The organism is Ancylobacter mangrovi (assembly GCF_024752335.1).
In the GTDB taxonomy this organism is placed as follows: Bacteria; Pseudomonadota; Alphaproteobacteria; order Rhizobiales; family Xanthobacteraceae; genus Ancylobacter; species Ancylobacter mangrovi.
Map to the genome: position 1 here is coordinate 667,413 of NZ_JANTHY010000001.1, position 19,736 is coordinate 687,148.

At 65.5% G+C, this 19,736-nt stretch carries 26 protein-coding genes; 8 read left to right on the forward strand and 18 right to left on the reverse strand.

What is annotated here, in order from left to right; genetic code table 11:
• The 6 genes from NVS83_RS03150 to NVS83_RS03175 form a co-directional block, all read right to left on the reverse strand.
• On the reverse strand, positions 1–1,959 hold the full coding sequence (locus tag NVS83_RS03150) for a phage terminase large subunit family protein (protein WP_258738025.1): 1,959 nt from the start codon (positions 1,957–1,959) through the stop codon (positions 1–3).
• An 11-nt stretch (positions 1,960–1,970) separates the two neighbouring features.
• Positions 1,971–2,633, reverse strand: coding sequence for a hypothetical protein (locus NVS83_RS03155; RefSeq protein ID WP_258738026.1), 663 nt, complete (start codon positions 2,631–2,633; stop codon positions 1,971–1,973).
• Positions 2,634–2,966: 333 nt separating this feature from the next.
• The gene (locus NVS83_RS03160) at positions 2,967–3,812 is read right to left on the reverse strand and encodes a hypothetical protein (RefSeq protein ID WP_258738027.1); all 846 of its coding nucleotides are present in this window, start codon (positions 3,810–3,812) and stop codon (positions 2,967–2,969) included.
• 373 nt (positions 3,813–4,185) lie between these two features.
• On the reverse strand, positions 4,186–6,126 hold the full coding sequence (locus tag NVS83_RS03165) for a phage/plasmid primase, P4 family (protein ID WP_258738028.1): 1,941 nt from the start codon (positions 6,124–6,126) through the stop codon (positions 4,186–4,188).
• Positions 6,123–7,292, reverse strand: a complete 1,170-nt coding sequence (locus NVS83_RS03170; RefSeq protein ID WP_258738029.1) for a DUF7146 domain-containing protein — start codon at positions 7,290–7,292, stop codon at positions 6,123–6,125. Before NVS83_RS03170 ends, NVS83_RS03165 begins: the two co-directional genes overlap by 4 nt.
• Positions 7,289–8,194 carry a hypothetical protein gene (locus NVS83_RS03175; RefSeq protein WP_258738030.1) on the reverse strand — a complete coding sequence of 302 codons (906 nt, stop codon included), beginning with the start codon at positions 8,192–8,194 and terminating at the stop codon, positions 7,289–7,291. Before NVS83_RS03175 ends, NVS83_RS03170 begins: the two co-directional genes overlap by 4 nt.
• A 92-nt stretch (positions 8,195–8,286) precedes the next feature.
• Here NVS83_RS03175 and NVS83_RS03180 point away from each other — a divergent pair, with 92 nt between their 5' ends.
• Positions 8,287–8,496: a type II toxin-antitoxin system HicA family toxin gene (locus NVS83_RS03180; protein WP_258738031.1), complete on the forward strand. Its 210-nt coding sequence runs from the start codon at positions 8,287–8,289 to the stop codon at positions 8,494–8,496.
• A 36-nt stretch (positions 8,497–8,532) separates the two neighbouring features.
• Positions 8,533–8,925, forward strand: coding sequence for a type II toxin-antitoxin system HicB family antitoxin (locus NVS83_RS03185; protein ID WP_258738032.1), 393 nt, complete (start codon positions 8,533–8,535; stop codon positions 8,923–8,925).
• A gap of 5 nt (positions 8,926–8,930) precedes the next feature.
• On the opposite strand, the gene NVS83_RS03190 is transcribed toward NVS83_RS03185, so the two are convergent.
• Positions 8,931–9,662: a hypothetical protein gene (locus tag NVS83_RS03190; protein ID WP_258738033.1), complete on the reverse strand. Its 732-nt coding sequence runs from the start codon at positions 9,660–9,662 to the stop codon at positions 8,931–8,933.
• Positions 9,662–10,270, reverse strand: a complete 609-nt coding sequence (locus NVS83_RS03195) for an MT-A70 family methyltransferase (RefSeq protein ID WP_258738034.1) — start codon at positions 10,268–10,270, stop codon at positions 9,662–9,664. Before NVS83_RS03195 ends, NVS83_RS03190 begins: the two co-directional genes overlap by 1 nt.
• A 283-nt stretch (positions 10,271–10,553) precedes the next feature.
• Here NVS83_RS03195 and NVS83_RS03200 point away from each other — a divergent pair, with 283 nt between their 5' ends.
• From NVS83_RS03200 to NVS83_RS03210, 3 genes are all read left to right on the forward strand, one after another.
• Complete coding sequence (locus tag NVS83_RS03200; RefSeq protein WP_258738035.1) at positions 10,554–10,850, forward strand: hypothetical protein; 297 nt, start codon at positions 10,554–10,556, stop codon at positions 10,848–10,850.
• A gap of 96 nt (positions 10,851–10,946) precedes the next feature.
• Positions 10,947–11,135 (forward strand): hypothetical protein, encoded by a 189-nt coding sequence (locus NVS83_RS03205; protein WP_258738036.1) that lies wholly within the window; start codon positions 10,947–10,949, stop codon positions 11,133–11,135.
• Between the two features lie 345 nt (positions 11,136–11,480).
• Entirely contained in the window at positions 11,481–11,732 is a 252-nt protein-coding gene (locus tag NVS83_RS03210) for a hypothetical protein (RefSeq protein WP_258738037.1), read from the forward strand.
• Here NVS83_RS03210 and NVS83_RS03215 read toward each other — a convergent pair.
• From NVS83_RS03215 to NVS83_RS03235, 5 genes are all read right to left on the reverse strand, one after another.
• On the reverse strand, positions 11,705–12,598 hold the full coding sequence (locus tag NVS83_RS03215; protein ID WP_258738038.1) for a hypothetical protein: 894 nt from the start codon (positions 12,596–12,598) through the stop codon (positions 11,705–11,707). The two genes, NVS83_RS03210 and NVS83_RS03215, sit on opposite strands and share 28 nt — an antisense overlap.
• Entirely contained in the window at positions 12,595–12,843 is a 249-nt protein-coding gene (locus NVS83_RS03220) for a hypothetical protein (RefSeq protein ID WP_258738039.1), read from the reverse strand. The genes NVS83_RS03215 and NVS83_RS03220 overlap by 4 nt, the downstream gene beginning before the upstream one ends.
• On the reverse strand, positions 12,843–13,394 hold the full coding sequence (locus NVS83_RS03225; RefSeq protein WP_258738040.1) for a hypothetical protein: 552 nt from the start codon (positions 13,392–13,394) through the stop codon (positions 12,843–12,845). The genes NVS83_RS03220 and NVS83_RS03225 overlap by 1 nt, the downstream gene beginning before the upstream one ends.
• Before the next feature lie 3 nt (positions 13,395–13,397).
• Positions 13,398–13,865, reverse strand: a complete 468-nt coding sequence (locus NVS83_RS03230) for a hypothetical protein (protein WP_258738041.1) — start codon at positions 13,863–13,865, stop codon at positions 13,398–13,400.
• 81 nt (positions 13,866–13,946) lie between these two features.
• Entirely contained in the window at positions 13,947–14,351 is a 405-nt protein-coding gene (locus tag NVS83_RS03235; protein WP_258738042.1) for a hypothetical protein, read from the reverse strand.
• Between the two features lie 50 nt (positions 14,352–14,401).
• On the opposite strand from NVS83_RS03235, the gene NVS83_RS03240 reads away from it, so the two are divergent.
• Entirely contained in the window at positions 14,402–14,698 is a 297-nt protein-coding gene (locus tag NVS83_RS03240; RefSeq protein ID WP_258738043.1) for a hypothetical protein, read from the forward strand.
• Positions 14,699–14,771: 73 nt separating this feature from the next.
• Here NVS83_RS03240 and NVS83_RS03245 read toward each other — a convergent pair whose 3' ends face one another.
• Complete coding sequence (locus NVS83_RS03245; RefSeq protein WP_258738044.1) at positions 14,772–14,900, reverse strand: hypothetical protein; 129 nt, start codon at positions 14,898–14,900, stop codon at positions 14,772–14,774.
• Positions 14,897–15,154 carry a hypothetical protein gene (locus tag NVS83_RS03250; protein ID WP_258738045.1) on the reverse strand — a complete coding sequence of 86 codons (258 nt, stop codon included), beginning with the start codon at positions 15,152–15,154 and terminating at the stop codon, positions 14,897–14,899. Before NVS83_RS03250 ends, NVS83_RS03245 begins: the two co-directional genes overlap by 4 nt.
• Before the next feature lie 159 nt (positions 15,155–15,313).
• Here NVS83_RS03250 and NVS83_RS03255 point away from each other — a divergent pair, with 159 nt between their 5' ends.
• Together NVS83_RS03255 and NVS83_RS03260 are read left to right on the forward strand one after the other, a co-directional pair.
• Positions 15,314–16,063, forward strand: coding sequence for a S24 family peptidase (locus tag NVS83_RS03255; RefSeq protein WP_258738046.1), 750 nt, complete (start codon positions 15,314–15,316; stop codon positions 16,061–16,063).
• Positions 16,064–16,218: 155 nt separating this feature from the next.
• Positions 16,219–17,001, forward strand: coding sequence for a hypothetical protein (locus tag NVS83_RS03260; protein WP_258738047.1), 783 nt, complete (start codon positions 16,219–16,221; stop codon positions 16,999–17,001).
• Positions 17,002–17,077: 76 nt separating this feature from the next.
• Here the strand turns inward: NVS83_RS03260 and NVS83_RS03265 are convergent, their stop codons facing one another.
• From NVS83_RS03265 to NVS83_RS03275, 3 genes are all read right to left on the reverse strand, one after another.
• Positions 17,078–17,572, reverse strand: coding sequence for a TIR domain-containing protein (locus NVS83_RS03265; protein WP_258738048.1), 495 nt, complete (start codon positions 17,570–17,572; stop codon positions 17,078–17,080).
• Between the two features lie 3 nt (positions 17,573–17,575).
• On the reverse strand, positions 17,576–18,448 hold the full coding sequence (locus tag NVS83_RS03270) for a DUF4231 domain-containing protein (RefSeq protein WP_258738049.1): 873 nt from the start codon (positions 18,446–18,448) through the stop codon (positions 17,576–17,578).
• Between the two features lie 548 nt (positions 18,449–18,996).
• Positions 18,997–19,689: a hypothetical protein gene (locus tag NVS83_RS03275; RefSeq protein WP_258738050.1), complete on the reverse strand. Its 693-nt coding sequence runs from the start codon at positions 19,687–19,689 to the stop codon at positions 18,997–18,999.
• Positions 19,690–19,736: the final 47 nt, after the last annotated feature.

Sequence of the window (19,736 nt, forward strand, 5' to 3'; positions counted from 1 at the left end):
TCACCCGTTGAGTTGCGCCAGGGCATTCAGGCCGGCCGAAAGAGCGTTCGGCTTCCTCACCGGCGCCGGCGGAACCCGTTCCGCAGGCGCCGGCGCTGGCGCAGCCCGTGCCAGCAGGTCCTCGAGGTCGCCCTGCTCAGGAGAAGGCGGGGTCTCCCGCTCGGCTTCGATCCTGTCCCAGTGCGCATCGGCCAGGTCGCGCACGCCGAGCCTGTTCGCCGCCGTTTCCGCCTGGAGATGACAGTCGAGCTGCTCATTCGCCTGGGTCGGGTCCTTCTCCCACTCGTACTTGATGAACCCGTCGCGCTTGCGCTTCGGGACCCGGCGTTCGGCGGTGAGCTGGCGGTAGAACTCGTCTTCCAGGCCGCGCGGCAGGCCGACATGGCCGCGCTCGAGCGGATCGAGTTTGCCGAGGTTGCGATACAGCGCCATCTTCAGGACGCTGGCCGCGAAATTGTAGAACCGCTTCGAGTATTTCAGCCGGCGGCCGTAGCGGTCGGTCTCGCGCTTGACCCGCTCGATCAGCGGGACATGCTCCTCGCCGCGTCCGCGCACCATGATGACACGCGAGGCCGGGTGGCGCTTCGCCCAGCTCCATACGTCCTCGGTCCAGGCATTGCCGTCGATTGCCAGCATGTCGATGCCGATCCGGCGGCGCGCACTGTTCGGGTAGGTCTGCTGCAGCTGCGCATCGAGCTTCTCCTGGCAGCCCGCGTCCGAGATATGGTTCGGTACGACGCCGGCATCCACGATCCACCGGCGCCGCTCCCGGCCCCAGGCCACGACCTGCCATTCCACCCGGTCGATCTGGCAGTCGACGCCCATCGTCACGAACAGCGCGCCACCGGGAAGTTCCCCCCGCGCGTAGGGCGATTCCGCCGCCCGGTCGCGCAGCGCTTCCCAGGGCACCGCCTCCGCCTGACCGCGATAGGCGAGCCCGACCGTGTCGTTGACGAAGGTCTGCTCCGATGCCGGATCGCCCTTCGCCTTCAGCCATTCGCGTGCGATCCGTTCCCAGCTCTGGAGCGGCGAATAGGCGCTCCAGATCCAGAACGAGCGGTGTCCGCGCTTCGCCGCGGGATTGCGCGCTCGCCACTCGAGGCGGGACAGCATCTGCGGTCGATGATGTTCCTCGATCGAGCAGCCGCAGGCGGTGCAGGTGAAATGCGCCTTCTGCGGTTTCTCCTCGTCGAGGGCCGCCAGCATATTGTCCCATTCCAGCACCTGCATCTCGCCGCAATGCGGGCAGGGGACATAGGGAAACTCCTGGCTCCCGGCCTCGAAGTTCCGGGTGATCCGGCAGCCCGGCATCACCAGCGGCGTCGAGACCTTGAAGATCTTCGCGAACTCGTGGGCACGCGAGCGGCTGTCGGACTGGGACTCGGGGTCGCCGGCGCTGTTGACCTCCCATTTGGCGAGGTCGTCCTGCACCTGCCGGCGCATGGTGACCTGCGAAAGAGAGGCCGGCGAGTTGGCGCCCGAGATCTGCAGCGCTCCCCGGCCGTCGCGACGCTCCTTGTAGAGCACCGAATCCGAACCATCGCGCGACTTGGCGTCGAACAGGCTGGCGAGGCCCACGGTCGAGCGCAGGAACGGCGCGAGCTTCATCTTCGACCAGCGCGCCGCATTGTCGGCGGTCGGATGGACGTAGAGCACGTCGCCGGGGTCCATCGCCAGCGAACCACCGACGAAGATGTTGGCGAGCACCGTGCCGCCGAGCTGGGCCGACTTCATCAGCGAGACGATCCTGCAGGGATCGTCCGGCGACAGCGCGCGCAGCACCTCGTCGAAATACCCGAACAGCGAACGGTTGTACGGTCCCGAGAACTGGCTCTCGCGTTCCGAGAACACGATGTTCTGCTCGGCCCAGGCGAGATAGTCGACGGGCGGCGGCGGCTCCAGAACGTCCGCCATCGCGCCCGCTGCCGCGCGCTCGGCATTGGCGAGATGGATCTGCATGGAGCGGTCGGTCAGCCGGCGCCCTGGCCGGGTTCGTCGCCTCCGGAACCGGCGGGCGCCACCTCGTCGATGATGTCGGCCGGAAGGCTCTCCATCTTCTGGCGGGCCGCCTTGGAGGCCCGCTCGCGTATGCCGCGCAGTTCGCCCCGCAGCAGGTGCAGGACGTCGCGCTGCGGCACCTCGAACCGGCTCGCGATCGCCGCGGCGAAATCCGGCAAGGCGCCCTCGAAGACGTTCAGCATCGCAGCGGCCACGGCGGTCATCTGTTCGCGGCCCTCCCGCGCCAGCATGTAGGTGCCGCGGCGTGCCAGCTCTCTTTCGGCGGCGTCGCGGTTGCGAAACTCGATCTCGCGGAGCTTCTCCCGCTTGATCCTCTCCTCGATCGGGTCGGCCGGTGCCGGCGGGACGGCAACGGCCGGTGCGGGGGAGGGGGGCGCTGCCGACGGCACGTCGAGCCGCGTGCCGAGCCCGTTTCCGAAGCGCTGGCCGATATCGAGCTTCAGTTTCAGCTGCTCGATCGCGGTTGGCACGTGGATCCGGGCCGTGCGACCTTCGCCGACCAGCGCGGCACCGGAAAGCTTTCCCTCGGCGATCCACTGGGAGACGCGTCCGGCCGAGACCTTCGTGAGCGCGGCGAACTCGCCTTTGGAGATGATCGCAGGCGCTTCCGTCACCGTCTAAAGACCTCTTGAGGCTCGGAGTTTAGCCGCCTTTAGCTGTTTAGGCTTTCGAAACGCGGTCAGACTGGCGAACCTCCGCGCTTCCGCCGCCCGCATACGAATTTGGGCCGGGAAGGACCCGTGAGGCCCGACACCCCGGCGACCCGCCACGACGATCCGAGCCGAACCCCTCAAAGGGTACGGCGCGGCGGCAGCAACGGACCTCTCGGCGATGATTGTCGGTCGGCGTTTCGGCCTCGCGGCAGGCCGAAACGGCGAAGGCCCGGAAGCGTCTCCGCCCCGGGCCTTCTTATCCATGCGCAGTGAGCACCAAAAAAGGGTCGCGCGTCAAGCGCCCGCTGTGGATACCCCGCTGAACGCTTGGAGAATGCGCCCTTGCGCGACATCCTCCTGTTCCCAAGGCCGGGCCGATCGGCGTGGCCCCACGACGAATCGGCTGGCGAGGCGATTGCCAAGCTCTTCAGCCAACAGCGTCAGGCCCGCATGCCAGACCTCGTATTCGGCCCTGTCGACCCCGGCATAGAAGGGCGACGGCACCAGCTCCATCTTCATGTACGCATCGCGGTAGGGCCGTCGCCGCGTCGGATTGAAGCCGTCCTGCTCGACCTCGTATTCCCCGCCCTGCGGCAGCGTGATGGTGCGCTTGACGAACCACGCATTCTGCCCCGTCCTCGTCTTCACGGTGCGGTAGGTCGGCGGCTCCGCTTCCCAGTCCGGTGCCGAGGCAATCATGGCGTGCTTGCGCACCAGCCAGGCGGGGCTGGTCTTGAACCGCCGGACGCCGCTTTCATCGACCACGCAGATGCGGTCGAGCACGTCGCGCAAGGCGAGTTGCCCGGCCTCTCCCCAGCGCTCCGGAGATGCCCAGTCCGCGAACGGCCACCAGCCTCCCGGGATTTCCAGCGAGAGATTTTCGAGACCCTCCACCGCCTGCGCCACCGCCTCGGCATCGGCATGCGGCCCTTCGGTAGCGCTGCGATCGGGCACGACGCCATACCGGTTGCGGATATCGCCCTCATCGACCACGGCCAGCAGCTTGCCGAATTTCGACATGCCCGCCCAGCCGGGCGTGATCCCTCGCGAGAAGGACACCGGCTCAACCTGCGCCTTCGGCAGTTCGTCCCGATAGGCCCACACCAGCAGATCCTCGATATCGATGTCGGTTTTCGCCATCTCACCCTCGTTTGGGAGGCTAGGGAGGATAGGGAGGCAAGTAACCTGCCCTGAAACCCGAATGCCTCTTTCTCAACCCGTTGAACCTGAACAGCTTTTCAAATCAGTTGGGAGGGAAGGGAGGATAGGGAGGATAGATTGCGCCCTACATGAGAGAGAAAATCATCCTGATGATCGGACATCTCTCGCGCTCTCTTCTCTCTCACGCGTACCCGCGCCTTTACCTCCCTACGCTCCCCAGCCTCCCAAGACCCGCCGCAAACCATTGCTCCCCGTACCCCCGGCCGCGGGAGGCAGGCTTGCGAGCTACCCTCCCTTGCCTCCCCAGCCTCCCGGCATGCGGCCGGGCGTGCGTCATCCTCCCCACGCGCGGCTACCCGTACGGGGTGCGTGAGGGGTCGTGCGGCTCGTAATCGGGGCGCAGGCGGATGCCGACATAGACCGAGAGCGAGCTCTTGCCCTTCTCGAAGCCGTAGTCGTGCGCCGCCTTCGGCATCCGCCGGGCGAAGGTGCTGCCTTGCAGCGGCGTCTTGCCCTCCCGCTTGCAGTAGATGGCGAAGGCCTCGTAGAGCCTGCCCTGTTCCACGACGTCATGCGGCATGCGCGTGACCTCGATCGCGGTGCGCACGAAGGCGCCGATGGGGTCGCTCTCGTCGCGATATTCCTTGGTCGCCGACATCACGGCCTCGGGCGGCTCGAGCCCGCCGCGATCGAGATAGGCGAGCGCGCCCTCGATCATCCAGTTGAGGATGCCGCTCATCTCCGCCTTCAGCTTCGCCGGCAGGCGCTTGTCGCGATCCTCCTTGGGGATCTGCACCTCGAACGGCACCAGCGAGACGCGCCGCCAGATGCCGTCGTCATTGCCCCGGATCACCGGCTTTCGGTTGCAGGAGATGGCGAGCTTGAACTGCGGATAAACCTCGAGGAACTCGTGATTGAGCCGCCGCACATTGATCGGCTCGCCACCTGTCAGCTCCTTGATCAGGCTTTCGTCGAGCGGCAGGCCTTCCTTCGGCTCGGCCGAGCGCACGAAGCGCGCGGCGGGCAGGCGGATCAGGTCGGGCGTCGCCTCCGAGCCCTTGCGGGTATTCTCGTTGACGAGGCTCATCACCGGCACGGAGGTCGCGTAGTCGCCCATGATGTGGGCGATGATGTCGACCAGGGTCGACTTTCCGTTCGATCCCTCGCCGAAGAAGATGCAGAACATCTGCTCGGTGGTGAGCGCGGTCAGGCAGTAGCCGAAGAAGCGCTGCACATAGGCCCGCACTTCCGGGTCCGGCAGGATCCGCTCGAGGAAGGCGTGGAACACCGGTGCGCCGGCCTCCGGGCAATGGAACACCGGTGCCAGCTTGGTGATGAAGTCGCCCCGCTCCTGCGGCAGGATGGAGAAGGTCCATTTGCGCCGCACCACGTCCGGGTCCGGGCACTCCGGATCCTCGACGGCGTGGAAGCGGATGGTGCCGTTGAGCACATTGAAGGCGATCGGATCGGGATCGAGGTCGCGCAGGGCGCGCACCAGATAGGGCCGCGCCTCGCCCAGCATGCCGTCGAGCTTGCCGGCATTGCCGGAGGAGACCGCGAAGCGCCGGCGCTGCGACTTGCGCGTCGCCCAGGCTTTCTCGGCCGCCATACCGCGCGCCACCACCACGCGGGCGGCATCGCGCTCGCGGGTGAGCTGGAATTTGCGCCGGCCCTTCTCCCGCTTCGACATTTCGAGGTCGTCGAGCTCGTTGATCTCGTGAGGAATCTCCTCGAGCCGCAGCGCCGCCTCCTGCGCCGCCTCCATCGCCTCGGCTTCCTTCGGCGTCGGAGCCATCACGAACGCCTCGAGGTTGATCGCCTCGGCGGTGGCATGGGCGAGGGCGCGCACGTCGTCCTCGTCATCCTCGGCGCGGAACCAGCGCGTGCCATCCCAGCGGTGCCAGCCGAGATTCGGCACGAACAGAAGGTCGGCGCCGTGCCGATGGCGCAGGCGCCGGCCGTTGCCGATGTCGTTCTGCGGCTCGCCGGCGCAGGCGATCAGCGCCGGGTCTTCGGGCGCGAAGCCCGGCGGCGGGCCGTCGTCGCCGTCGAAGGGCGGCTCGCCATCTGCGGGCCCGTCCGGCCCGTCATCATAGGGATTGTCATCCTCCGGCCCGGGCCGCTCGCGCGGCGGGTCCTCCTGGAAGCCGTCGCGCGGCGCCTCCGCCGGCGCCTCGCTCCCCTGCCGCGGATCGGTGTCGGCGGGGGAAGCCGGGGGCGCGCTCGCGCCGGTTTCCTCGGGCTCGACGATCGACGCGATGCGCCTCGCGATGGTCGGGTCGATCTCGCTCATCGGCTCACCAGCATGTCTTCGAAGTCTCGGCCGGGCTCCGGCCAGGCGATGTGGATGCGCCGGCCCGCGCGGGCGTGGCGGCGTTCGGCGCGCGCCATGGCGAGCCGGGTTTCGAACGGGTCGGAATCGCCGTCGCCGAGCAGGCGCAGGTCGACCACGCTGTCGGGCACCGGCACCGCCTTGCTGGCGGGGTCCGGCTCCGGCCCCGGCACCCGCTTCACCCGGCCGGCGGCGGTGCGCAGGCTGGGGTGCGGCAGCCGCGAATGGTCCGCCGCCTTGCCGGCGAGGTTGCCGAGGCTGATCGCGCTCCACATCGCCATGCCCTCGAGCGGGATCTGCGAGGTCAGCAGCGCACGGTAGACCGCGAGCACGGTCTCGATCCCCTCGCCGAGAATGAGCCGGGTCGGCGCCGCCGAACGCAGCAGCTCGATCCGCCCGCCGCCGAGCGAGCCGCGCACCTTCTTCGCCGGCAAGGCCTCGCCGGTCTCGGGATGGGTCAGCGTCAGCTTGCCCTTGGGCTGGGCGAGGTCGATCCAGGTGATGTGCAGCCCCGCGAAGCGCCCATCCGGGCCAAGGATCGCCGCCAGCATGGCCGGCCCGCTATGCAGGCGCCGCCAGCCCGAGCGGCTTTGCGCATCGGTCGCCGCGACCACATAGGGCAGGGCGGGGTGCGCCCGCAGCAGGGCGCCCGGCGGGGCGACGAGGCGGCGCAGGCGCAGATAGTCGTCCACCGGCGTGCCGGGCCAGGGCTTCGCCTCGCTCCAGCGCGACCACAGATCCGCCCGCTCGCGCTCGCGGAAGGCGTTGTCGTCCCGCGCCGCGCGGGCCTTTGCCTCGGCCTGTTCGCGGGCACGGCGTGCTTCCTCGGCCGGGTCCACCTCCTGCGCCCCGCCGAGCCACTGGACCGCGGCGCGGAAGTCGAGCCGCTCATAGAGCTCGACGAGGCGGATCACGTCGCCGCCGTCCTGGCAGGTGGCGCACACCCAGCCGTCCGCCCAGCATTCGAAGGAGGTACTGTCCTTCGCGTGCGGGTCCTTGGAATGTAGCGGGCACGGGCCGATGAAGCGCCCGGCGCGCGAGCCCCGGCGCAGGCTCACCCATCTGCCGGCGATGTCCGGCACCGGGTTGCGCGCGCGCAGCTCGTCAAGGGCGGAGGCGGGGATCACAGGCCGCACCCCGCTTCGCAGACCATCAGCATGCCCTGGCCGGCTTCCTCGTCGGTGCGCAGGTCGACCTGGTCGAGCGGCACGCGGTCGCGATGCAAGAACTCCTGCTCGCGCATGCTGGGCGTATTTCGGATCAGCCGGTCGATCTCGACGGCATCGGCCCATGCCTGCGGGTCGTTGTCGCGCAGCCAGCGCCATTCGGAGTTCGTCTTATAGGGGCAGAAGATACAAGCGCTCTTTGGCGGCACCGGGAACCCGTGCTCTTGCAGCCAGAGCACGCAATCCATGCGCGACTTCCGCTTTTCGAGAAGCGGGTAGCGGTTGACGGTCCATGACGTGAAGGCCGCGCCCGCCCGCACGACCTCGTCGGTCGAAATGCCGATCCAGACCTCGCAGGAGCCGGCCGGGATGCGCTGGCGCGGGTTAAAGCCAAGCAGTTCGCGCTGTTTCTTCTCCAGCGGCTCGATCTTGAACTCGCGGGTGCACTGGCGCTTGCCCTGCCCGCCGCGCCCGGTAAACGCGGGAATCGTGACAAAGCGGTCCTGATTAAGTGCGCCTCCCCCTGTCGCCCTATTCCGGATACGATCCGAAAGCCGGCCGTCTCGGCTCACCCGATGCATTTCCACGCGGCCATTGCTGTAACGGAGAACCTGCGCCTCCAGCCATTCGAGGTGTCGATAGGTCGCCGATAGCTCGTCGCCGGGATCGGCGTTGATGATGTGGTCGACCCATGGCAACTCGCCCACGCACATCATCATGATCAGCGTGGACGACTGGATGCCGCCGCCGTTGGACAGCACCCGCAGCTTCGCGCCTTCGACCGGCCCCCAAGACCAGCCGCCGCGCCGCACGCGCGCTTTCTTCGGTGCGGGAGGGGAAATGAGGTTGAATTTCTCGGTCATCCCGCTGCCCTCATAGTGTGTATTGATCCACACTTTCGCTTGGCACCTCGCCCGATAGTGTGTATAACTACACACATAAGAGGTGAGGGCAGATGGGCCGCAGCAAGCAGACGAACAAGCGTCGCGATCTTGAAAAGCGGCTGCGGGCCGAGGGGTGGGAGATCGTTCGCCGGGGCCCGGGCGATCATGTCCAGTACAAGCACCCCACCCGCCCGGGCCGGGTGACCATCGACACCGGGCTGAACGACATACCGACCGGCACCCTCAAATCTATTTGCAAGCAGGCGGGCTGGGAGTGGTGAACTCCCCGCCCGTTCCCTTTCACCAAGGAGGTTCACATGCCCCGCGCTCTCGCGCTCATCCATGAGGAAGCCGGCACGTTCGGCATTTCCTTCCCCGATTTTCCCGGCTGCATCTCCACCGGCGCGACCCTCGACGAGGCGGTGCGCAAGGGCGAACAGGCGCTCGCCCTGCACATCGAAGGCATGACCGAGGACGGCGAGGCCATGCCGCGCCTGCGCGGCTTCGACGAGGTGCGCCGTGACGATCCCGACGCGCTGTCGGGCGCCGTGGCGGTGCTGGTGCCGGCCGAGCTGCCGGCGCGCGCGGTGCGCATCAACATCACCGTGGACGAGAACCTGCTGGCGCGGATCGACACCGCCGCGAAGGCGGCGGGGCAGAACCGTTCCGCCTATCTCGCCGAGGCGGCCAAGGCGCGCATGATGGGATAGGAGGCTCATTCGGCCGCCTCCATCTCCAGCGGCACGCCGGGGTTGCCCCATTGCGCCGCCATGGCGCGAGCGACGCCTTCATAGGTGCGCGAACGCTCGCGCCAGCGCTCCGGCCCCGGCGGGGCGCGGTGCACCTGCGACCACGCCTTGTGCTCGGCCGTGCCGGCCTTCGGCCGCGTCAGCCGGTCGGTCGGCACCAGCGGCGGCAGGCCGCGCAGATAGAGCCCCGTAGCCTTGAAGGCCGGCTCGCCGAACCACCAGGGCTGCACCGTCTGCGGTTTCGCCCAGCCCCTGATGCGCTCGCGCGCATGGCGGTGCATCACCGGGTTCTCGACGCAGATGCGCGGGATCGGCGCATTCCAGCAGTCGGAGAACAGCGCCGCGCCTTCCTCCAGCTTCGCCCACATGAAGGCGAGCCGCGCCTCGCGATCCATCGCGGCGTAGGCGGCAATCTCGGCCGGGCTGTAGGCCTCATTCAGCTTCGTCGGCGGCTCGTTCAGCCATCGCACGCCGCTGTTGCACAGCCGCGTGCAGGGCGGGTGCATGACGGCGAGCAGATCCCAGCCATCGTCCAGATGGTCGCGGATATCGCCGATGATGTGCCGGTTGCTGCCATCCTCGGCCGGCAGCATGTCGACCGACCAGGCGTCATGCCCATAGGCCGCGAAGGCGCGCCGCACGACACCCGAGGTCTCGCAGCCGACCAGCACGCGCATGGGGGCGGGGTGATCGTCCATCACGCCACCACCCCCGCCCGATCGAACTTCGTCGCCTCGTTCCCCCAGCTCGCCCAGCCCTCCCGCGTCTGCCGCGAGAACACGGACACCCGCCGCGCCTCCGGCCAGGCCGCCTCGCAGCGCGAATAGAACTCGTCGGGCTTGCGGGAATGCTCGCGCGCCAGCCCGTCGAGCGAATCCGCCTCCAGCGTCTCCACGAGGTTGGGAAAGCCCGCCCCCGCCCACTTGGCGCCGGGCAGGCGGGCGATGATGTAGGGCTCGTGCAGCGACCGGGCGACATAGCCCGTGCCCCAGCGCAGCTTGCCGCTCGCCGTGCGCTTGGCCCAGCCGCCGCCCGTCACCGGCAACAGCCCCCAACCCCTGATCACCTCGACATGCGCACCGGCCGCCACCAGCGGCCACGTCGTCCACATGATGCAGACCCCGCCGGGCGCGAGCAGGTTGCCCACCGGCATCGCCGTGATGTCGGCGAGCGACATGGTCGCGTACTGCGCCTGCGCCGACTTCGCCGCGCCCTTCGCCGAATACAGGTCGAAGTTCCACGCCGGGTCGATCTCGACCAGGTCGAAGCCGAACAGGGGCAGGGGATCGAAGAACCAGCCGTCCATCACGCCGCCCCCTTCCCGACATGCACCCTTCGGCGCCACGGGCGGCTCGGCCGTGCCGATTCCGGGTTGTTGGCGCGCCGGCCGGCCGCCCGCCCGCCGGAGCGCCGACGCGGCGCCTCCGGGCTTTCGACGGGGCGCAGCGTCACGCGCCTGTCAGCGAGGGAAAAGAATCCGCTCATTTCGCCCTCCCCGCCGGAACAAAAGCCGGTCGGCCGGGATTGACCCGCTCCAACATGGAACAGCCGCGGTCGCAGACGCGTGGGTACCCCCTGGAGAAAATCCTATGCCCACCACTGTCCTGGCCGGCACCGGCTGGTTGCGCACAACCTATGCGGACTCGCCGGCGAACTATGAAATCGAGCTCCACACGGCGGCCGGCGGGCGCGAACTGCCGAGCGCCGATGGCACCCTTTCCGCCGATGTCGCCCTCATGATCGAGGCGCGCTCGAGGGGCAGCGCCACGCTGGTGCTGGAAACCGAGCGGGTCCTCCGCATACGGATCCTCGACGCCAGCCAGATGGGGCTCGCCTTCCGGGTGATAGACGTGGACCGTCTTCTTCTCGAGACGGGGCAGCGCTAGAGCCGGTCTGCTGCAATGCGCACTAGTGAGCAGATCGCGCCCGGCGAGTGTTGTACTGTCCGGTCGATGAGTAGGATCGAGACGACGGCCCGGGCCATGTGCGCGGTTGATTTGCAGCGGGTCGGCTATTCGGGCGAGGAGCTGCAAGGGCTGGTCGACACCTATTGGCCCGTTCTCGCCGCCGAGATCTATCAGGGACAGACCATCGAGGGCGACTGGCCTTTCACGCTGGAGGAGATCGAAAGCCTCACCCAGCGCTATCGGCGCCTGGTCCCCGCCGATTGACCGGAATCGCCGGTGTGGCCGGCGCGGTCGGGTCCCGCCTGCCGGCGCCTCGGCGGCGGGAAAGCGGGCTTCGGTGGAAGGCGGCTGCAGCGCGCCGCAGCGGCAGGTGGGATTAGGTGAAGCACCCGGACCCGTGCTAATCTTCGGGTTCTGACAGATCGTTGCCGCCCCGGAAGGATTCAGGGGCCGGGCCACGAGGTTCCTGGCCCGGCTGCATTGCCTCCGGGCCGGAAGGCGGCACCGGCGATATTCGGTGAATAAGCGCCCGCAGGGCGTGTCGGGCCGTGCTTCGGGCTCATATTCCCACGTCGGACGCTCGCCGACGGTAATACACAGACTGGAACCATGGAAAAATCCGAGCAGCGCGCTCGGGCTCAGTGCGAGCTCGACGCGCGACGTGTCGGCATTCAGGCGATAGCGATTCCCGGCTTGGTGGAACGTCTCTGGCCGGCTGTCGCGATCCAGATGAATGGCGGCGCGGTCGACCCGGGCGGCCCGACACCGCCGTCCGACATCGTGGACCGCGTGGAAGAGTTCCGCCTGCTGCTGGGCTGGGACGATCCCGATGCTCATGCGCGCACCGCCCTGGTGCGCTGACCCTTGTGCCCGACCTGCTCGGGCAGGCGGAAACCCCGACGCATCCCGCCGGTGTCGAGCCGGACATGCCGCTCCTTCACGATCGTGCCGAGCTCGGCGTCGCCTCGCTGGTGCCCATCGACCCATATCCAGTAGGGCTCGACCACCCCGTCGATCAGCCGCCAGTGGCCGATGACCATGTGCAGGCGCGTCCCGGCTGCACTTTCGACCGAGCGCAGTACCCCGTTGTGCATGGCCGCGCCGGGCCGGATCATGTCCACCTTGTTGTAGGAGAACACCGGCACGCCGCGCTGGGCACGTCGAAGCGCGAAGGCCTTCTGCCCCCGGTCCAGACCGGCGCCGGGAAGCACCCGGCGCGAGGTCGCCGCGCGAGGCGAGGCGAGGGCCATTAGAAACTTATGAACGAGCCCAGCCGCTCGGCCGAGATACGCTCGAAGTTTGGTATCAACTTCATCCCTCCGATCGAAGGTCGTTTGGACGAAGTCGGAAAACCGGACGAAGATGTCGTTATTGACGTCGCCGACGAGAGGGACCGTGGCGGCGTGACGAATGCCCCAAGCCCGACCGAAATCGAAGATGGCATAGGCTGTATCGCCGGATACCAGCCAGCCGTGGCTGGCGGTAACGTCGATCCACGCGCACTCCGCCGGCGTGGGAGTGACCCGTGCCGCGTCGTCGCCGAAATCGAAGGTGGAGCCCCGAAGCGCTTTCAGCGCCACCTGATCGAACACGAAGCGGTCGCACAGAGCGACCGGGCCGGCGGCCGGGGCGTGGTTGGTGCCCGGCGTCTTGAGCGTTGTGAGCGCCCACCCCTCCACGTCGCCCTTCGGCCGGGACAGCATGAGTCGATCCGCCAGCAGTTTCACCGCCCCATCTCCCTCTGCTGCGCCGCCACCAGCCGCGCCCATTCCTCGGGACTCCACACCCCGCCGCCCGCGCTCAGCGCGCGCCGCACATAGCGGCGGCTGATCGAGAGGCGCCGGGCGATCTCCCATTCGCGCAGGCCCAGCCGCGCCAGCCCGCGCACCGCCGGCACCACCCGCCGCCACGGCCGGCGGCGGATGACGAGGACCGGGCGGGCCATGAATTGCCCGGGCGCGCGCGCCAGCATCACGCCAGCTCCGCGCACAGCGCGCCGGCCGAGCCGCACGCCCCGGCCACCGGCACCAGCTCGCCCCAGTTCACGCGCATGCCGTCCCGCGGCGGCGGGCGCACATCGGCCGCCGGCGCGCGCTCCGCGCCCCCATGGGCCGCCCGCAGCGCCGCGATCAGCGGATCGCCCCCACGCTCGCGCCGGCCGTCCGCCCGCGACCCCGGGCCGGTGGCGGGCCGGCGCAGGCCCAGCTTCGCGATGCGGGCGTCGACCGCGTCGCGCGAGCGCCGGGCGATCCGCCGCGCCGCCATGCGCTCGGCGATCGCGCGCGGGGTCAGCCCCTCGGCCACGCCCTCGCGCAGCACCGCGTCCATGGCGGGCGTCCAGCCGGCCCTGCCCGTCGCGGGGCGGGCGAGGCCCAGCCGGTGCAGCCGGCTGATCACGGCGTTGCGGGTGCGGGCGGGAAAGCCGTCCTGCGCCAGCACGCGGGCGATCGTTGAAGCGCTGGCCTTCCGCGCGTGCAGTTCCCGCAGGCGGGCGTCTTCCTCGGCCGAGAACGGATTTGCCATCGTTCAGCCCTCCCGCACGCCATCGATCTTGCGGCCGATGCTGGCCATGATGTCGAGCAGCTCGGCCTTGGCCTTGTTCAGCCGCCGCCGCTCGGCGCGGGTCAGCCGGCCGTCCTCCAGCGCCTCGGCGAACTCGATCTGGAACCGCAGCGAGGCGCCCGCCATGGCGAACACGTCGGCCATGCCGGGCGCGTCGCTCGCCTCGCTGGCGGCCACCGGCACCAGCCGGTGCCCGGTCAGGCTCGCCAGCGCCCCGGCGAACACCGGCTTCTGGCTGATGAACTCGACCAGGAACACCACCTCGAGCGGCATCAGCTCGCGATGCGCGTCCCCGCCCCACCGGCTGATGGCGCCGGGGGAATAGCCGGTCAGCTCTTCCACACGCTGCGGGCCGGTGGAGCCGGGCGCGGAGCAGCCCATCACCGAGAGCCGCGCGGCGTTCTTGATCAGGGCGATAAGCCCGTCAGGCATAGGGGGAGCGCTCACGAAAAATGCCCTCGCACTTTTTCGTAGGGAAAACGGTAGTTGGGTGACACGTTCGGTGCCGTCAGATCACGGCGGCCCACTCATGCGCGGCATGGGTGCGAAGGAGATGAAATCATGACCAGGACGGCGGAAGGTGAATGGACCGTCGATACCGAGGGCCGCCTGGTGGCGCTTGAACTCCTCGTGACGGCCCTCGCGGAACGCGTCGACCAGGGCGGTAAAGCCGTCGCCGCCGCCCTCATCATGCGCGAGGGGCTCGGTGCCGACCTTCTTGACCATGAGAACGTCGAGGAAGCGCAGCGGCATGCAGCGGTCCTCGCGGCAGCTCGCAAGCAGATCCTCAAGGTCGCGCTCGAAGTCCGCGCCTTCCGGCGTGGCAACGGAGTCGAAGAAATCGGGTGAGAGCGGCCGGACGAAGATGGGTTCCCCATCCGCCAGCTCGGCGATCAGCGCGAGATCGGCGGGGCTCATGCGGCGGCCCTCGACGAAGCCGGGGCCCCCAGCAAGGAACGGAGAAACGAATGGAACAGCAGCCTTTCAGCGCCATCCCCCGCACCGAGGAAGAGATGATCGTGCTGATGGTGCAGGCCGGCATGGTCCGGGCCTACGCCGATCTTCGGAAGGCGGCCAAGAAAGGCCGCCTGACCGAGAGCGACATCGGCGAGATCGAGCGTGGCGTTCTGGTCGACGTCTGCGGCGTCGGGGCCGCTGCCCGCGAATTTCCCCATATGGACATGACGCGGGTGGTGCGGGCGATCAGCGACAGGCTCACCGAATTCTTCGCCAGCACCAAGGCTGCCAGCCGCAAGAAACCGTAGCAGGAACGCCGTGAAAAGCGGGTGAGCATTCATGCCGGCACCCGGGCCGGCTGGCTGGACGAAGGGGGAAACGTCATTTCAGCGGACCTCCGGTTCGATGGGTGAGCGCGGCGAGCAGGCGCGGGTCGAGCGCGGCGCCGATCGCCGGCTCGGCGGCGCGGACGCGGCGGCAGTGCGAGAGAGCGGCGAGGGGCGGGTTCATGCGGCGGCCTCGGGGGAGGGGGCGGGTGCGGGGCGTGGAATGCCTTCCGGCCACGGCTCGCTGTTTGGCCAGTTGACGGAGAACCAGGCCATGGCGCGCTCGAAAGAAGCAATCGTCGGGTCAAGCTGACCTCCGGCGATCTTCGCTAGCCGCTGGCCTTGGTTGAAAACGAGCGTCGACACCCGTGCGCGGCTGCGCGATGTCGCTGAGCCAAATGCATCGGAGACTGTAATGAGCTGGTCACGCAGGTTCATGCCCGCATTGATGCGGCACAAGTGCCGCCTTGTCAACGGCACTATTGCCGCTCGCGCATTGCCGCCGGTGCGGCCAATATGCCGCGCATGACACCTTACGACCGCATAATTGCTCGCTTGCACGAAGTCCGGCCGGGATGGTCGGTCCGCAGGGCATCAATGGAAGCCTCTGGTACTTCCGACCTGCTACGGAATATCAAGCGCGGACGATCTAATTTTCCACGTGGTGACAATCTCAAGGGTCTGGCGCGCGTGCTGGATGTCTCCACCGACTGGCTTACAAGCCTCGTGGACGAAGATGATGACGCCATTTCATCCGAAGATGTTGCCGCCGAATTGGATGGGAACCGACATGTTGAGTCTGCTGATATCGCGGCTGATTCAACACCGATCGACCCTGATGAGCAGCCCACGATAGGTAGCGAAACGGGACGGCGTGGTATTCCGAAGGATGGCACCGCACAGCTCGACGTCACGGCCGGCATGGGTGGCGGCGGACTGACCATCATCAATTCGGGGATCGCCGGAAAGAGCGGCATGACCTTCGCCGCCGAACACGTGCGCGACTTCTGGCGCCTTCCGCCGGAAGTGCTCGCCGGCATGGGGCTTCGCGCTCACGACATCATCGTCATGGCGGCGCAAGGCGATTCCATGCTGCCGACACTGAACGAGGGCGACTTCGTTTTCGTCGATACGCGGCACAGGCTGCCATCGCCCGATGGGCTCTACGCCATCACTGACGAGTTCGGCGGCATGGTGGTGAAGCGGCTCGAGGTTGCGGGCAGGGAAGATGACGATATTCGCGTTCGCATCATCTCCGACAATGCAGAACGCCATCCACCCAAGGATCGATTGCTTTCGGAAATGCAGATAATAGGCCGCGTGGTGAGACGTTTCGGGATAGTCTAGAACATCAATGACTCTGAAATAGTCCGTTTGAAAAGTGTCGGTCGCGGCTGCTGGTGGCGGTTATCATCATGCAATAGTTATGAGCTAGAATGTTTAATCTAATTATGCGGAATTTTGACTGGAGCGACCGGACCGGGTCAATGGACTTGGGTCGAATGTTCGAATTCACGGACTACGCTCTGGCCGAACAATTCAAAACTGGCAACATGCCCGACTTGGAACGCCTCCGGCGCCTGCCGTGTCTCTTTCTTCCGGAAGGCACTCAAGATGAGGTATGCCGAGTGGGTACAATCACAGACGCACGCCTCTCAAATTTCGAGATTAGGTTCGAATACGCGATCGATCCGGATGTTCCACCTCTAAAAAATGCCTTTTTATTTGAGCGAAGAAGTCGTCTCGACATGGATAGACATAAACACCATTGGGACTGGCATCGCAATCATTGGGCAGTGAAGGATGTCGATCTTTTTCGGTTCCTTCTCCAAAACGTGAATCCTCGAAGGCAGAGACCGTCCGTATTCGTCATCCCTGAACACGAGTTGATCGAGCGGCACCTCGTCGCCGTGATGATGCCTTTTGATAGTGACAGTGGACCGGTCTATGCGGCAATTCAACAAGCTAGCGAGAGTTGCGGCCTTATAGCGAGACGAGCTGATGAGATATGGGAAGCGCCCGGCATCATTCAGGACGTAGTGAATCTAATCGATCGAGCACGTATTGTCGTTTGCGATCTTACTAACAGAAATCCAAATGTTTTCTACGAAGCCGGAATTGCCCACACACTTGGGCGAGAGGTGATTATTATCACGCAAATTTCACACGACGTTCCATTTGATCTTCGTCATTTGCGCCATATTCGCTATCTGAACAACCCGGAAGGGTTGGCGGCGGTTACAATAGAATTGAAAAATCGGATGAACTCTATCATTGGGCACTAAACCACAACAGATGTCTTGTAACATTTATTATATTGGTCCAAGTTGTGGCATTGTTCGCGTATTTGCAAAGATATTTCTAGGCGCCCCATGCGAGGTATTGTTTGTCGCTATAATGACGAGCTCCGCCAGCTCGATCCTCGCGGGACATTCTGTGAAATTCATCGGGCCAGTAGGTCAGTGCGTGCTTTATCGGTGCGAGCTTGAATGGGACGTGCACCACGCATTTGTCTCGTATAATGGGCGGGCACAGATCGTCTTGAACCTTACTGCCGTTTAAATTTACCGCGATAATTGGGAGACCAAGTTCCAAGGCGAGATCGAGTTCCCAACGTACAAACTTGTAGAGATTTTTTGTAGAGTTACCTATCAGCACAACTGCAGTTTTGGATTTCTGCATTCTAAGCTTAAGATTCCGCTTTACGTACTCCTCTCCCTGCGCGCGCGCTGTCATGCTGTCCAGATCGTGCGCGTTCTCGAATTCGAATGGCACACCGGGAAGGGCCGCCCACCCTTTCATACGACCGTAGGCCCATTTGTCATTCTCCCCATCAAAAATCGTATAAGTTGCCACTACTCACTCCCCTGCTGTCTGCCGAGCGACCCATTGGGTATGCTCACGCGAGAATACGAGCTCAACCTCGTTGACTGCTTTGCTAAAACTAATCTCAGTATGTGCGTCAGTTACTATCGTTTCGGCTAAGCCGATCTCATGTGCGGTCAATGCATAGGCGGACGCTAGCTCGTTGAATTTCTTTATTTGCATCCACCCTAATACAGCTGACGCCCCGACGATAGCGGGTTCAATTGGAAAAATGACGTCCGTGAAGCGGATGCGCAGTATAACCATGATTGTGCTGATGATATATAAAGATCCACCCACGTATTGCCAATTTCGTGCTGCAGATCGATTGGCTATCGCCTTGAGGGCGTACCATGTTTTCTGGTCATTGATTCGATAGGTGAGATAATATGATTTCCGAATTGGAAGTGTACTGTTCCGCATGTCCGACATATTATCAGTAATTTGCGGTCCACTAGCATCCAACCGAGCTAGATGCTCTCCAATTTGTCTGTTGCTTTTAAGAAGCGCAGCAAGCGTGTCACGGAAATCCTTATTTGCATCAGCTTGGCGATCGTCATCGAACGGCTGAGCACGCATTGCATACCGCCAACTAAGTGTTTTTATGGATTCAGCAAGCGCGCGGGCCTTATACCAGGACTGCTCTGGACGAGTGTGTGCGCGCCATGCCAAAACGGCCAATGAGGCAACGAAGATACAAGCGTATCCGCTCAAGAATACTGGGTCGTTACAATCCACAAGTGTCAAGATGGCTGCGGTAACTAGCAGGCCATACTCACCTCTTATCAGAGTCAAATAGAGTTTCTGCTGCTCGTTCGACGCTGCGTCGGCGGACTGAAATAGCGCTGGATATTGTAAATCTGTCATGTTTGGCATCTGATGCGAACTGACATGCATATAGCACGAATTGTAGGCACCTATATACGCTTTTGGGGTGGCCGATAGAAGCAACGTTGATAGTGGCGACGCTGCTTGAGCCGCTGCTGTTCAAATCAACGCCTTCTTGCTGTTTTTCTAAAATTACGCATGCGCCTTGGTTGGCCGAGGTGGGACGCAATGCCGACAGTCCGGGGTCGTGCGGCAGGCTTTCTGCAATTGTCAAATTTCTTCTGCGGAGCAAATGCGGCACAAGTGCCGGTATCTGTCATTGACGCGGCACAAGTGCCGTATTAGCATTTCTCCGCGTCATCCGAAGCTATCGAGTTAGCTCGGCCTTTTCCGCGCTGTCGCAATGAGCGGTCGCAAGGGGGGCTCTTCAGCGTGGATACAGGCCAATGCATACGGCTAAGGCCGCCGATCCGGCCATACCTTCATTTTTTTCGGCGGCTTTGGTCGGCCGCAATCGAAGTAATGCGGCCACCTCGGGACAGGGCCTTAATCATCCGTCGAGGAGCTGCCTTGCCGCGGCTCATTGGCTAGAGGCGCTTCCGCCTTGCGATTTCGGCGCGCTCGCGCGGTGTCGTGAAGGTGTGGCCGGCGTACCGCCAGATATGACGGGTCAGCCACTGCCAGGTCGTGACGGTTTGAAGATCGTCGTGATCCAGTTCGCCGGGATTTGTCACGGCCGCGAGCGCGGAGTTCCACGCGAGAGCCTCCACCGCAGCCATCGTGTGGGGTTCCTCGCCGTAGATCTTCACAAGGCTCGCGGAAATGCGCTGGCAGGCGGCAGTGTCTCCAGCGGCGCATTCTTCGAGCTCGGCCATCAGGTCGAAGCAGCGCTGCCGGATCTTCTCGTGCAGGCGGGCGGCACCGCTCAGATCGCAGACGAGATCGAGTGTCGAGAAGAACGCCACCACCAGCCCGATGATCAACGTGGGAACGCCGCTTTCCGCAAAGGCGCTGCCGACCGCTGCCGTGCCCGCCAGAACGGTGATGAACATCACGAGCCGGTGGCTGCGCTCGAAGAAGCCCAGCCTGTCCCCGTGATAGTGGGCATTACGCAGCAGGTCGAAGCGTACGTCCTGGACCGTCAGGGGCGCGGGCGTCCCCCCGGCGGCTGGTTGCGCGGCTCCGGACCCGTCGGTGCCGGTCGCGGGGGCGCCGGGCGTGGCGGCGGCGGTGCCGGCGGGCGCGGCGGTGTCGGCGGCTTCGGTGTCGATGCCATCCATAAGAACAGTCCTTCCATACGTGTCTCTCCGCCGGTGCTTCGGTGGGT

Excerpts from the sequence above, each read along its gene's own strand:
- NVS83_RS03150 (WP_258738025.1), bottom strand. The coding sequence starts at position 1,959 with ATGCAGATCCATCTCGCCAATGCCGAGCGCGCGGCAGCGGGCGCGATG.
- NVS83_RS03160 (WP_258738027.1), bottom strand. The coding sequence starts at position 3,812 with ATGGCGAAAACCGACATCGATATCGAGGATCTGCTGGTGTGGGCCTAT.
- NVS83_RS03165 (WP_258738028.1), bottom strand. The coding sequence starts at position 6,126 with ATGAGCGAGATCGACCCGACCATCGCGAGGCGCATCGCGTCGATCGTC.
- NVS83_RS03175 (WP_258738030.1), bottom strand. The coding sequence starts at position 8,194 with ATGACCGAGAAATTCAACCTCATTTCCCCTCCCGCACCGAAGAAAGCG.
- NVS83_RS03180 (WP_258738031.1), top strand. The coding sequence starts at position 8,287 with ATGGGCCGCAGCAAGCAGACGAACAAGCGTCGCGATCTTGAAAAGCGG.
- NVS83_RS03185 (WP_258738032.1), top strand. The coding sequence starts at position 8,533 with ATGCCCCGCGCTCTCGCGCTCATCCATGAGGAAGCCGGCACGTTCGGC.
- NVS83_RS03190 (WP_258738033.1), bottom strand. The coding sequence starts at position 9,662 with ATGGACGATCACCCCGCCCCCATGCGCGTGCTGGTCGGCTGCGAGACC.
- NVS83_RS03195 (WP_258738034.1), bottom strand. The coding sequence starts at position 10,270 with ATGGACGGCTGGTTCTTCGATCCCCTGCCCCTGTTCGGCTTCGACCTG.
- NVS83_RS03200 (WP_258738035.1), top strand. The coding sequence starts at position 10,554 with ATGCCCACCACTGTCCTGGCCGGCACCGGCTGGTTGCGCACAACCTAT.
- NVS83_RS03205 (WP_258738036.1), top strand. The coding sequence starts at position 10,947 with ATGTGCGCGGTTGATTTGCAGCGGGTCGGCTATTCGGGCGAGGAGCTG.
- NVS83_RS03210 (WP_258738037.1), top strand. The coding sequence starts at position 11,481 with ATGGAAAAATCCGAGCAGCGCGCTCGGGCTCAGTGCGAGCTCGACGCG.
- NVS83_RS03220 (WP_258738039.1), bottom strand. The coding sequence starts at position 12,843 with ATGCTGGCGCGCGCGCCCGGGCAATTCATGGCCCGCCCGGTCCTCGTC.
- NVS83_RS03225 (WP_258738040.1), bottom strand. The coding sequence starts at position 13,394 with ATGGCAAATCCGTTCTCGGCCGAGGAAGACGCCCGCCTGCGGGAACTG.
- NVS83_RS03230 (WP_258738041.1), bottom strand. The coding sequence starts at position 13,865 with ATGCCTGACGGGCTTATCGCCCTGATCAAGAACGCCGCGCGGCTCTCG.
- NVS83_RS03235 (WP_258738042.1), bottom strand. The coding sequence starts at position 14,351 with ATGAGCCCCGCCGATCTCGCGCTGATCGCCGAGCTGGCGGATGGGGAA.
- NVS83_RS03240 (WP_258738043.1), top strand. The coding sequence starts at position 14,402 with ATGGAACAGCAGCCTTTCAGCGCCATCCCCCGCACCGAGGAAGAGATG.
- NVS83_RS03245 (WP_258738044.1), bottom strand. The coding sequence starts at position 14,900 with ATGAACCCGCCCCTCGCCGCTCTCTCGCACTGCCGCCGCGTCCGCGCC.
- NVS83_RS03250 (WP_258738045.1), bottom strand. The coding sequence starts at position 15,154 with ATGAACCTGCGTGACCAGCTCATTACAGTCTCCGATGCATTTGGCTCA.
- NVS83_RS03255 (WP_258738046.1), top strand. The coding sequence starts at position 15,314 with ATGGAAGCCTCTGGTACTTCCGACCTGCTACGGAATATCAAGCGCGGA.
- NVS83_RS03260 (WP_258738047.1), top strand. The coding sequence starts at position 16,219 with ATGTTCGAATTCACGGACTACGCTCTGGCCGAACAATTCAAAACTGGC.
- NVS83_RS03270 (WP_258738049.1), bottom strand. The coding sequence starts at position 18,448 with ATGACAGATTTACAATATCCAGCGCTATTTCAGTCCGCCGACGCAGCG.
- NVS83_RS03275 (WP_258738050.1), bottom strand. The coding sequence starts at position 19,689 with ATGGATGGCATCGACACCGAAGCCGCCGACACCGCCGCGCCCGCCGGC.